The following is an 11,884-nucleotide window of genomic DNA, read 5'->3' on the forward strand; positions in this document are numbered from 1 at the left end:
TTTTCATTCTGGCTAATTGTGCCTGCGTCTACTATTTCCTGATCACCTTTCATCAAAAGGTAAGTATCCGGTAAATTTTAAGCGGCTCATTTTCCCATCGGAAGAGAAGCCTCTAACTGCTGTTTTAAAGCTCTTTTAGAAAAACCGCCCCTAAAAGAACTGCTTTGTTCAAGTAATATATCACCCCAGGAAAGTGGCATCTAGCCGCACGGGGTTGTCATCGTTTCCGTCTTCGCAGTCGTGGAGCGTGGCCGGCGGATAGAGGCTCCTTAGTTCCCCGAGAGCGCGCACCAGGCGGGCATGCGTTTGCAGCAGGGGCAACTTGGTTCGGTAGAATTCCACCAGCAGATTCTTCAGTTTGGTAAAAAAGGTACTAGGTAAACTGGGGCAGTCCGCGGGGATATTGGTGCTGGACAAGGTGAAAAGATCAGCGAGTTGCTTCCGCCAGTCGGCGGCTTTCAAGGTCGTGTTTTGATTTTCCTCCACTTCCAGCCAGGTCCGTAGCGCATCTCCGTAAGCAGTCGCCATTCCTTGGGCACATTGGCAAATGGCATCTTGGGGTACTTTTTCGCCTTTATCTAGAAAATGCCCCATTAACAAACCTTGCACCTGCTTCTCCAGTGAAAGTGCATTTGGGTCAAGCTTTAAAAGTTCGGTGCCATAGGCAGCACAACTTTTCCGGAATAGGTTGAACTGGAAGCAGCTTTCCTTGCCTTCAAAGTAGCTGGTTAAAGTTGACTTTAAGGCTTCGGCATAACTTTCCTTCAGTTCTGGTTCCAATTCTGCGGTGGGCTTGTGGTGGGGTAAAAGATCCTCAAACAAGCGCTTTAAAATCTCTGTGGTCAAAGGCTGATAATTTCTGGTTACGAACTCCGTGCGGAAAGCTTCGTTGAACGCTTCCAGCCATTCTTCGGCGTAGCGGCACAAGGGCAATTCCAATTCCTCTGCTCGGGTAGAGTCGTTCAGATGGGCTTCCAATTGGTTGCGCAGTACGCAGAGAATGGCCGCACTGCCTTCGCCCCGGCAGACTTCATTGCCTACCCAGCAGATTTTGAGCAGCAGGTGCGCCGGAGTTTCCAGCCGAATCTGACGCTCCGCGAATCGCCGGAAATCCAGGTGCTGGAACAAGGGCAACCAACCAGGCATAACTAATGTCACCCGGAAAGAGTAAGGATCTTCCTCGCCGCAGGTGTCGCAGTTGGGACCCAGGCAAACGGGTAACAGCACCTGCCCCAGGAACCGGGGGCGAAGTAACAGATGCTCTACCAGGATGAGCACCGCATCTTCGGGTAATCCCAAAACCAGCCTGAGACGCTGTTCCAAACCCGAGGTATTGTCAATCCCCCCCAAACCCGGTGGGTTGAAGTAGTCACAGGCGCGGGCTCGGTTAGCGCTGATTTGGGGCAGTTTTTGTAAAAAGTTGGCTTTATGGGCGAGGAGGTTTTGCTGCACTTGCTGTTCCCAGGTCATCGGGCCTCCCCCACTACCTCTGTCAGTAGTGTAAGTGTAGAGCAACAGGGCATAATCAGTGAACTGCTCCCCGAAACGCGCCAACTGGTGGCTCAGGAACCGGTTTCTGCGGCGTAGTCCCTCTTCTTCCGTTTCGGCTAACTTGGGTAAGTCAAGGGCGGTCAGGTTTGCATAAAGTCCCTCGGTTCCTTCAATGTTCTGGATGAGCGCATCATCTATAAACCGGCTGAAATAACTTCTTTTCTGGGCTGGGTTCAGGCTGAAAAGCTTAGAACTGTTGGCTAGTTGCGCCAAGTAATTCACCAGCAATTGTTCAAAGAAGAGCAGGTACGCTTTGAGCTGCTTCGCCTGGGCTTTGCGCAAGGGAGTGGCCTCTGTGGGCAGACCTTCATAGCCAATGCCGTAGGTAAGCGGAAAGGAATACTGCACCGGAAAATATTCCTGAAAGTCGTACGGCGTTCCGGTGGGTACTGCTAAATCAAGTGCACCATGCTGCCACTTCTCTGCGTCTACGGTGCTGCGCAGTTGCTGTAGCATGGCCCACACTTCCTGCCGGTTAGCGGGCAGAAAAGGCAACCCATTTTTGAAGAACAGGAACTTGGACTGCTCCAGATACAGCCGGGGCTGGTGCTGGAATTTCAGGGCCAGCGTCCAGGGTTCACTGGGCATCACGGCTCTGCCCTGCGCATCATAGCGGGTGAGCACCAGGTTCCGGATGGCAACGACTCCCTCAATCTCCATCAGCCGGTTGATGATGTCTGAGGTATACAAATGGGTGCGGAGTTGGGCGGCTTCTACCTCGGTGATTTTCAGGAAACCGTGCTGCAAAGTAGGGCCGTTGAAGATCTCATCTACCGGTATGGCCTCCCCCAACAGTTCCTGCAAACTGTAAAACCTGATGGGTGGGTTGAAGTACTGTTCTATCTCAAAATAGATGGAGGCCAGTACTTTCTCAATGTCGGCTTCCGGCGTCACTTCCACATCAGCACAGACGGCAATTTCTTCTACCGCTACTGTACTGACCCGGCAAAAATCCTCCGCCAGGTTCCGCTGGGCGTGCAGGGTACTTTTAACTTCTTGGATCAATTCCTGAATGGTACCCAATTTACGCTGGTAGTTCTGGAGCAGGCTGTTTTGGGCCGTTTTCTCGAATTCTGCCACAAAATCAGCCACCGGAAAATTCCTCCGCGGGTCAGCCACATCCGGGAAAACAGAGAAAGGGATGTTTTCCAACACAAGCGTTTCTTCAATTCCCGGTACTTCTTTGTCGGGCAGGAACCGTACTTCCAGGGAAACCAGCAGCGGCAGGCGTAAATCCCGCAGGTTTATGGAACTACCCACCAGATTAGTTTCCGGGTCTTTGATCTTCGCGATTTTGGTGACGGTGGTGCCTTCCTCTACCAATTGGCTTGAAGCAACCAGGAAGTTGTGAAAGCTTGCATAGTCTTCCTTCACCTGCGCCCAGGTAGGAAACCGAACTTCCAAAAGCGTGGTCACCAACCGGTTTTGGGCGGGGAGGTACACCGAGGCGCTTTGTTTGAGTTTGCCGTGGTTGAGATCGCCTAAAACAGGGTCTTCCTCCATCTCCAGCAGCACGTCATATGAGCCTTTGGGGGTGACCGGCTTCTCAGTGGCCGTGTACGTGAGGGTGCCCAAGGTACAATCAGCGTACAGCGGCACTTCACAGGGGCACTCTTTGCAAAACAACCAGGCATTCCGGACGCCGGGCAAATCAATGAGCACCTTCCGGAAATCTGGAATGGTCCAGGGACTGTTGGTCAGGATTTTGGCGGCGGTGAAAAAGCCCTGGTCCTCTCCGCCGGTGGCCAATGGCTCGGCCAGCACATCTTTGATGTCAAAACTGGTGCGGTAGCCCAGGTCTGTGAGGGCATAGCACAGCAGTTCTAGAATGGTGATGCCTGGGTCATGAATGTTGTAATCGGTCCAATGCTGGCTGCCCAGTTGCTCAATGTACTCCAGCCCCTTCTGCCGCAGGAAGTAGTAGTCTTCACTGGGAAGCAAGGAAGGATGTTGCGCAAGGGTAACGGGCTCTTTCATGGTTCAGCACTTGAGACTCCGGTGGTGTTTTACAGTTCAATTATGATGGTAACGCGGCGTTCAGCAGCCGCATTTTTCTTTCTCTAGGGGTTCTACCACTTCTTCCAGTACCGTAATGGAATGCTCTTCCTCCGGAACGGAAACCAGCACCGAACAAGCCTTGGTAGCGGTGACTTCCTCCACCTCCTGCTCCGGCAGCCCTTGCCCCGGCAAATGGTACAATTGGAATTTGGTCAGGAAGTCTACATAAGGCCGCTCCTCCACAAAATCAATTAAGGTTGATTTGTAGATTTTACCGCCAAAACGGAGGTCCTGCCCTTCTCCATACGCCCAAGGGGAAAGAAATCGGGTAATCTCCTGTTTGAGCAACCGCGTGTACGCTGAGACATCATATTGTGGGAAGAAACTCACCTCAAACTTCACTTTCACTTGTTCAAAAATGGGGTTGCGCACGTGCAGCGTCACAAAACAAGACAGGCGCTGGCGTAAAAAGGCTTTTATTTCCTCCAGTTCGCCCACACTGGTAAGGGGTTTCAGCGGATCTACCGCATTGCGTTGCCGCAGGTCTGGGATGGTCACGACCGTGACATGCCCTGCCGCTTGTTCGTTGTAAATGCCACTTGTGCCGTTAGGTTCATAGCGGGTGTGCGGCAGGCATTTTACTTTGTAGATGCGCGGGAAAGCCTCCAGCACCAGGTGCTCGTAATCCCAGAGAGCGATGGCCCGGTCCTTGTGTCGCAACCGTTCGCTCACCCGCCGGTAAAAGAATGGGGATGTTTCGGCCATGGCCCCGCCGAACGAAGCGAAAGGCTGCTCTACTTTCTTCACTCCCGCCACCGGTTCCAGCAGCTTGGTGATAGAACCCGCAGGCAGGTGCTGAGCCAGAAAATCAGGGGCATTGTCTTGGTCCTGGAACGTGACCATTGCTGCCTGGGGCAACACCGCTACTATGCGGCACACGGCCTCGCTCGCAGTATGGACGGCAGCCCGCAGCCACACCAAACCTGCCGGAAGAAGCGTATGCTCCGTATCTGCGTTCTTGGGCAACTGGAACCTGATGAGACCGGTGCGGGTTAGTTGGCCGGTAAAATCACTGACCTGCTCTTTGCTAAACGACACCCAATGATTCCCCGCCAGGTAGCTCCAATGCACGTGGTTTTCTGGTTTACTCACCAGGGGATTGGCCGAACCTTCCACCAATTGAAACAGCACTGACAACGTCTGCGGAGGCGTGGCTCCCCCTACCCCTATATAAAATTCTCCTTCGTGCTCTACCCAATCGGGCACGGAACCGTCTTCTTCTTTCACTTCAAAAAAAGGATCTCCCCCGTTTTTGCGCTGAAATCTGGGAACCAGCCTTAAAACAGCTGACTCTCGCAATTCTGTCCGTTTCAACGCCGGGTGCTCCTCTTTCTGCCCGAAAGGATATACATGGAAAAACTGTATCTGCCGCCCTGCAAAGCTGTCTTTGGAAGAAAGGTCCAGCGAAGCTGTAGCTGAATAGTCAAGGGTAATCTGCTGTATGACGGGCGTGTACGGTTCCGTAGGGGCAGATTTCATGGTGCTGATGCTGCTCTGGATTAGGGCTACCTTGTCTGCGGCCTCGGCAGTAGAACTGAGGATGGTTTGAATGGCATCTTTCTTGGCCTTCGCCTCGCCGCTAGCCTTGTCTATGAGGTAGTCAGTAAGCTCTTTCTGGTACTGCCGGTGCCCGAAATCTTCGTTCAGTTTCAGGCGCAGAAATCCTTTGACGCTGCTGGTAGTATAGGCCGGGCGTTCGTCATAATCCAAAGACAGTTGATCATCTGCAGTCAGGGTAATAGTTGGGGGCGTGAACAAATCTGCGGAGGTAGATTTATCCTGCCATTGCCCTTGCTGCAGGCTTTGGATGGTGATGGACTTGGTTGACACCGAACTGGGTTTGTCTTTCCAGATCATGTGTATGGCAGACACCGTGGCATTCTTTTTCAGGAACACATCTGGATGCCCGATGATGAGAGAAGCGTCTTTCTGCGGCAGCGGACCGAATGGCATGAACGGCTGGGCCCCATCCAGCATTCCGTAGTCATTGTACAATTGAGGGTTGCGCAACCCCTGCCCTTCCACTAAAACATCTACTTTGGTCAGGGTGGCATCTTTCACCTGTTCATAAAGATAAGTAGTGTCAGGTTGGTGGACGATTTGCAGTTGAAGTATTGGATGGGGAGTCTCAAAAGCGGCTTGGTGCACTTCTGCGTTGAAGGGTGCCGTGGCTGGTTCATCTGGCAACAGTTTGGCCTTGCACACGAAAACCTTGTTCCCGCTTTCCTCCTGAAGTGCGAAGTTCGGACTTATGAGCGTAAGCGGATGCCAGCCCTCTGCAGTAGTGATAAAGGCTTTCACCGAAGCGGAATAATCGCCTGCTGCAAGGGTTAGTCCGGTCACGTAAAACTTCACCGTAACGATGCGGGTGCCTTCGGTTAGATAGAGCAGCGGGGAGGCAACGGCAAAGCCAATAGTAGCTTGCGGCATCAGCAGGTTGGTCAGTTTTCCGTGGTGGTATTGTTTGTTTGCAAAGGGGTGCCAACCTTGTTCCGTAAGCATAGGTTCCTTTCCCGTACCATCCAGAGAATTTGCCGCGGGCGAAGCATAAATCCAATCCTTCTGCAGCGCTACGCCTGTGGCTTTGCTTGTTTCATCTTCCGGGGTAACTCTATAGAAAGACTTAAAAGCCGAAAGCCCCGCCTGGTTGGGCACAAAATCTTCGTTCAAGGCAAAGACTACCTCCTGCCCTCTGCTGTCTTTCCCGGCCTGAAACAAGGTGCCTTTCTTCAAGATTTCATGCGTTACGTGCTTGGCCAGTTCTACCACCACATGCGCTTTGCTGGGTTGTGGTGGTTTGCGGGTAAGCCGAAGCACTTCCAAATAATAGAAGTCCAGGTGGCGGGCCGAAAGTGTGTTCAGGTGGTCACGGGAGTACTGGAGCAGTTGCAGGAAAGCCAACAGCAGCGTCATGTGTGGTGTGTGGTCGTCCCGGGAAGTAAGCGTAACCTGGAACTGCTGCTGGGCATCAGAAACTACCCGCGCGAAAACCTGCAGAAACTGGTCTAAGGTGGAAGCAAAAAAGGAATGGTTGATGGCGAAGTAAATCTTTCGGGTATTTTCACCCGGAGCAGTAGGTCCGAAGATCTGCGCGTCCACGGTATCTGCAGAAGCCCAATTTGCAGAGAAGGTCCGATTCAGAATCTCTGAGGCGTTGGCTAGTTCCTCGCCCAGCACGGTACGCGGAAGTACTACGGATTCGTCTATTAATCCTTCAGCCTGGGCCGAAGCAAAAAAGGCTTTTAGTTTCTGAAGTTCGTGGCTCAGTTTAACTTGGATCAGGTTCTGCAACGTAGCCTTGAGCGGTACCGAAGTGGGGAGGCGGTGCCATAGTTTCTCTAAGCCCCATGCCAGCGTAGCCACATAACTAAACACCTGCGAAAAGGCTTGTTTCACCTTGTCTTCGTCCACCGTAGCATGACCCAGTTCCTGCCGGATGCCTTTGTTCAGGAGAAAGTTGAGCTGACTTCGGTAGGCATCTACGTCCTGCACGGCCACCAGCGCCAACACCGCCGACACATCGTTTTCCAGGAAGACTTTCCAGTTTTGGTTCTGGTATTGGTTATCGGGACCATAATACCGCACCTGCTCGCTCAGTTTCTGCGCATACACCAACCACTCCGCCACCCCATGCTCGTCCACGGGCACCGACGTTGGAGCCAGTGACGCGCTGGTCCGGCCCGGCTGATCAGTGCCTTCACGGGCTACCATGTGCGGATTAAGGATGTTGGTGCAGGAAGCACTCATAGAGAGTTATCCGTTTGGGGTGGATTGGTCAAGAAATGCAGCAGTTCTGTTCCCTCGGTTTTATAAAACGGGAAAACAAAGTTGAACCTTGAATTGGTGGTGCGTACCCGGTAATCAATCTCAATCAGAAGCAGCCCTTCCCATTCGCGGGTGGTGTTTATGAGTACTTGCTCCAGGTCAATGCGGGGTTCAAAGTAAAGAATGGCGGTTTCTATCTTGTCAGTGAGTTGGGTTTTGAGGGTGGTGTCCAGGGATTCAAAAATCAGTTCCTCCAGATTGCAGCCGAAGCGAGGTTGCATCAAACGTTCCCCTACCATGGTGGTCAACAATAGGTGCAGGCTACTCTGAATGTCGGCCCCCCCTTCTAGCATGGCCACCTGTCCGGCCAGGTAGTCAAACGTAGGGGGAAACCCCCAGCCGCGGCCCAGAAAGTTTTGGTTTAAAGTTGCTGCCATGAGCGTTCAGGCGTGTTAGTATGTTCTATGGTTCTTTTCCGAATTCATCACTCTATTTTGAAGCCATTTTGGTAAAACAAGGCTCAAAGCACGTTTAGCCCCCAATGATCACAGTCACCAACCCCAATGTGATGGTTCCGCCGTGCGCCGTGGAATCACCCATGCGGGCGGCTGGCATTCCACCAATCAACACAGACCCAGAGCCTTTGATGATCGCGTCTGGCGGACCAGCGCAAGTTGCCATGTCGCCTACCCGGGCAGCGGGCATTCCCCCAATCAGCACTGTTGGCGCCCCCGCGGGCAAGATGGCCCCCCCCACATGGGGCTTTGGCCCATCAGACATAGGGCAAACATGCATGTCAGAGACGCGGGCAGCAGCGGGCATTTTTTGTTGGTTTTAGGGTTAGGTAATCTTGTAGAACAGCTTTCGTTTCAAGGCTTTTTGTTTGAAACAGGCCCAAAGCGGGAAGCAAATTCTTTAGTTCAATTGATCATCACAGTTCCTCCTTTCACAATGGCCATGCCGTTGCCCGCTGACAGCTCATTACCGGGTCCGCCTTGGGCCTTGAAACTTGCCTGGGCTTTGGCGTTTATATTGATGCCTTCCACCTTTACATCAGTAGTGGCTTTCAAGGTGATGTCTTTTATGCTGTTCAAGGTGATCCCGTTTTTGTCAAGGATTAGTTTGTTTCCGTGCTGGTCTTCCAACTTGATCAGTTTTTTGTCCTCACTGAGCAGTACCGTATTTCCTGCGGGTGTTTCAATGGTAAGCGTCTTTTTCTCATCGTTGAACAGCACCTTCATCTTGCCCCGGGAGACATAGCCTTTCTCAGGATTGTCATCAGACGCGGTTAGGGGCGCCGGTTTGGCACTGCTGTGGCACATGCCCAGCACTACCGCCTGCATAGGGTCATTGTTGAAAAATCCTACCACTACCTCATCTTGCAGTTCGGGGCGGAAGAACGTACCTCTCTGGGAGCCCGCATCTAAGGTGGCTACCCGCGCCCAGATACCTTCGTTCTGGCTGCTGATGACGGGCAACCGTACTTTGATGCGGTCCTGCCCCGCAGGGTCTTTCTCCAGTTGTGTGACAATGCCCACCTGCAAACCCGTGATGCCCAGGTAGGGCTGGGCCGAGGTTCCCGGGTGTGTGCGTTGGGTAAACCAATCGGGGTTAAGGCCCAGCTGCACATCTGACTCCCAGTTGCCGTTGGAGATTTGATGCCGAACCCCAGAGATGAAGGCTGGTCCTTTGAACCTATCACCCACTCCCTTCAGCTCCACTAGTTTACCCGGCAGCATTTGCGCCAACCCCTGGCACCGTACCCGCCCCCTGATTTTGGCCAGGCGGTGTTTCATCAGTTTGGCATTGGCTACCTCTCTAAGCACCGGTTCTGGTAAATGCCCGCTCTGTGGTTCAGGCTGTAGTTCTGCCTTGAAAACCTGGGCTAATTGGTTTGCAGACAAATTGCCGTTTAATTTGATTTTGGGCTCCACTCCTTCGGCCAGCTTCATCTCATGAGCGGCAGGATCCCAGGACTGAACTTTGAGTGCGGAAGGCTGCACCCGCGTATCTATTTCAGCATCCAGTTCCAGCAGGGTGGCTCCATATTGCAAGACCACCACTGGCTCCTGTTCTACCCTGGGCTTTTCAACCTTCACCTTTCCATCACTCACCAGGCAAATCATACCGTTCTGGTCCAGGCGGGAAAGTATAAAATCCCAATCAGTAGCGTGGAACTGCACCAACTGGGGGTGGATGAACCTGGTTTCTTCTACTTCCCGTGTAAGGCCATGTCGTTTCAGCAAATCTTCTGTCACTACACTGTCTTGCTTGTCCTGGTAGTACTGGCTGCGCGGGGCTAGAGTCATTTTCACGGCCTCGTCCTTGCATTCTACTGTCAGAAAAGAGCTGTTCTTGCGCACTTTGATGCTGTGCCGCACCACAATTCCTTTGAAGATGGTTTCGTCCTGACTTCCGTAGCCAGCCTTGATCTCAATCTTTTTGCCGGGCACAAACATCTCCTGGTCACTGATAGCAAAGGTTTCAGCAGCAGCCTCGCCGTCCAGCATCACTAGGGTGGCAATCGGGATTCGGTTCACTTCCTTACTCACCACAATAGATACCACGTGCACAGTGTCAGAGACCTGCTTTTCGTCAGAGAAAATCTGAAAGGTACAGACGTCTGTTGAGGCGGAGGTAGGAAGAGTTCTGGTGCTGGTCATTTGGCAACGGGCGGAAAGAAGAGCGTTTGACCGGCAGAAAGGCGCCGGAAGTTGATGAGTCCATTGGCTTTGGCTACCTGCAGGTAGCGGCGGGGATCTTCGTAGAGTTGAAAGCACAGCAGCGGCAGGTTGTCACCGGCCAGCACCTGACGTTCATGGGTCAGATCAGGGGATTGTTTATTCTCTTTGGCTACCCGTAGGTTTTCTTCCACACTTCCTTTGAATTGGGCTTTAGCCACTGCCCGTATGGGGGTGCCATCAGGTTTAAAGAGCTTGAAGGTGATCTGCAATGACTCAAGTCGGCATTTAAATAAACTTACGCCCCACACCAGTTTGAAGTGTCTGGTTTCATGGATGGGCCCATGGAAATCTGTGAGTAGGTTTCTAAACTTCTTGAGCTCTGCCCAGATATCAGAACTGGGGCTACCTTCTATAATACCAGTACTATCAAATAGGAATTCAAAGGAAAAATTCTCAGGTTTGGTATGCACGTACTTTTGCTGTTTTCCGCTGGTGCCTTGCCCCTGCTCTTCCGTAAAGACCACCTTGTAATCTAACTGGTATGTTTCTGGGTTAACCACCACCAGGTATTCACCTGCATAGGAAGTATCACTTAGATCTGCCTTATCATACGCGATGATCTTCATTTTCTCTAACTTGCCGGTATCTGCCATGGCTTTTTGGTTAACGTTCTTCCCGTTGCCTTAAGAGATACATTACCTGTTCCACACATTCTGCAATCACCGCCTCACGGTCCTCCCCGTTTAAGGCCATGGCGTTTGTTCTGAAAGCATCTGTTGCACCTGCTCCATCTCCGGAGGAAGCCCCTTCGGTGACCACTACTTTGATGTGCAATTCCCTAATCTCAACCGGCATACATTTGTTAGTTGATGGTAAAATAGTTGTAGCGCAACTCTAAGGTTTCAATGACCAGGGCATTGTTCTCGGCATTGAAATCAGTCACCGACCATTTTTTAGGCCAGGCATTGACAATGTTCCAGCTTTTAAGCGGCTCATGCTGTTCATTGAGCAAAGTCACTAACAAGGTGGCCGGCACGAACTTCTGGCTCTGGAAGGCATTTTGGCACCAGGCAAACACCTTGGAGTTCATGGTCAAAAATCCGCGTTTCAAGACCAAATCAGGGTACTTGGTCCGGACGGGTAGCACGTGTTCGAACCGGTTTTCCCCGCCTTCCTTGAACGTCTCGGTCTCAAACTCCACGGACAGACCCGTCACCGACTGAAAACGGGTGTCGTTGTCTTCATTGCTCACGTTGGTGAACTCCACCCTGAAATGGAACCCGACCGGTGGATAATAGCCCGCCATAACTTGTTCTATTTCACCAGACTCAGCCCTTCATGAGCAATCTCAATGGTTTCAATGGCTACCTCATTGCCATCTGCTTTGAGATCACTGGCCTGCACCTTGGTAGGAAATGCGTTGAGGGCTTTCCAGACGAAAACCGGTTCGTGGGTTTCATTGAGCAGCTTGATGGTGATGTCGCGCCGTTCGGTTTTGCCCAGCATGCTGGTTTGGTTAAACCAGTCGTAGAAATCGGTTTTGCCCACGAAGGTGCCCCGCTTCAGGGTGATCTTTTCGTCTTTGGCAAGACCCGGCATGGAAATCTTGCGGTAAGAGCGGCTTTGGCCTTCGCGGTATTCGATGATATCTACCTGCGTGGTCAGGCCTGTGACTTCGGTGAAGCCTATTTTGTTCCCGCCCCACTCAACCTCAAAGTGGAACTTGGGTAATGGATATTCGGCCATGTTTTTCAGTTAAAAAGTACGCATTCTAAAGCGGAATCAATGTGTGGGAAATTCACCCGAGGGGAAAAATCGTTTTAAGG

At 52.1% G+C, this 11,884-nt stretch carries 9 protein-coding genes; all 9 read right to left on the minus strand.

Annotated elements, in window-relative coordinates:
* Window positions 1-180: 180 nt before the first annotated feature.
* Window positions 181-3,528 carry a hypothetical protein gene (locus tag ACY0JR_RS12720; RefSeq protein ID WP_462634476.1) on the minus strand — a complete coding sequence of 1,116 codons (3,348 nt, stop codon included), beginning with the start codon at window positions 3,526-3,528 and terminating at the stop codon, window positions 181-183.
* A 60-nt stretch (window positions 3,529-3,588) separates the two neighbouring features.
* Window positions 3,589-7,356 (minus strand): baseplate J/gp47 family protein, encoded by a 3,768-nt coding sequence (locus ACY0JR_RS12725; RefSeq protein ID WP_462634477.1) that lies wholly within the window; start codon window positions 7,354-7,356, stop codon window positions 3,589-3,591.
* Window positions 7,353-7,811: a GPW/gp25 family protein gene (locus tag ACY0JR_RS12730; protein WP_462634478.1), complete on the minus strand. Its 459-nt coding sequence runs from the start codon at window positions 7,809-7,811 to the stop codon at window positions 7,353-7,355. The genes ACY0JR_RS12725 and ACY0JR_RS12730 overlap by 4 nt, the downstream gene beginning before the upstream one ends.
* Before the next feature lie 94 nt (window positions 7,812-7,905).
* Complete coding sequence (locus ACY0JR_RS12735; RefSeq protein ID WP_462634479.1) at window positions 7,906-8,196, minus strand: PAAR domain-containing protein; 291 nt, start codon at window positions 8,194-8,196, stop codon at window positions 7,906-7,908.
* 98 nt (window positions 8,197-8,294) lie between these two features.
* A complete protein-coding gene (gene vgrG / locus ACY0JR_RS12740) occupies window positions 8,295-10,037 on the minus strand; it encodes a type VI secretion system tip protein VgrG (protein WP_462634480.1) in 1,743 nt (580 codons plus the stop codon).
* Window positions 10,034-10,711, minus strand: coding sequence for a CIS tube protein (locus ACY0JR_RS12745; RefSeq protein ID WP_462634481.1), 678 nt, complete (start codon window positions 10,709-10,711; stop codon window positions 10,034-10,036). The genes vgrG and ACY0JR_RS12745 overlap by 4 nt, the downstream gene beginning before the upstream one ends.
* A gap of 10 nt (window positions 10,712-10,721) precedes the next feature.
* The gene (locus ACY0JR_RS12750) at window positions 10,722-10,913 is read right to left on the minus strand and encodes a DUF5908 family protein (RefSeq protein WP_462634482.1); all 192 of its coding nucleotides are present in this window, start codon (window positions 10,911-10,913) and stop codon (window positions 10,722-10,724) included.
* A 7-nt stretch (window positions 10,914-10,920) separates the two neighbouring features.
* Window positions 10,921-11,364, minus strand: a complete 444-nt coding sequence (locus ACY0JR_RS12755; protein WP_462634483.1) for a phage tail protein — start codon at window positions 11,362-11,364, stop codon at window positions 10,921-10,923.
* Window positions 11,365-11,372: 8 nt separating this feature from the next.
* Entirely contained in the window at window positions 11,373-11,804 is a 432-nt protein-coding gene (locus ACY0JR_RS12760; RefSeq protein WP_462634484.1) for a phage tail protein, read from the minus strand.
* Window positions 11,805-11,884 lie beyond the last annotated feature (80 nt).

It is taken from the genome of Rufibacter sp. JT3400010, assembly GCF_054956755.1.

Coding starts and splice junctions, on each gene's coding strand:
- ACY0JR_RS12760 (WP_462634484.1), bottom strand. CDS start 11,804: ATGGCCGAATATCCATTACCCAAGTTCCACTTTGAGGTTGAGTGGGGC.
- ACY0JR_RS12735 (WP_462634479.1), bottom strand. CDS start 8,196: ATGCCCGCTGCTGCCCGCGTCTCTGACATGCATGTTTGCCCTATGTCT.
- ACY0JR_RS12745 (WP_462634481.1), bottom strand. CDS start 10,711: ATGGCAGATACCGGCAAGTTAGAGAAAATGAAGATCATCGCGTATGAT.
- ACY0JR_RS12750 (WP_462634482.1), bottom strand. CDS start 10,913: ATGCCGGTTGAGATTAGGGAATTGCACATCAAAGTAGTGGTCACCGAA.
- ACY0JR_RS12730 (WP_462634478.1), bottom strand. CDS start 7,811: ATGGCAGCAACTTTAAACCAAAACTTTCTGGGCCGCGGCTGGGGGTTT.
- vgrG (WP_462634480.1), bottom strand. CDS start 10,037: ATGACCAGCACCAGAACTCTTCCTACCTCCGCCTCAACAGACGTCTGT.
- ACY0JR_RS12720 (WP_462634476.1), bottom strand. CDS start 3,528: ATGAAAGAGCCCGTTACCCTTGCGCAACATCCTTCCTTGCTTCCCAGT.
- ACY0JR_RS12755 (WP_462634483.1), bottom strand. CDS start 11,364: ATGGCGGGCTATTATCCACCGGTCGGGTTCCATTTCAGGGTGGAGTTC.
- ACY0JR_RS12725 (WP_462634477.1), bottom strand. CDS start 7,356: ATGAGTGCTTCCTGCACCAACATCCTTAATCCGCACATGGTAGCCCGT.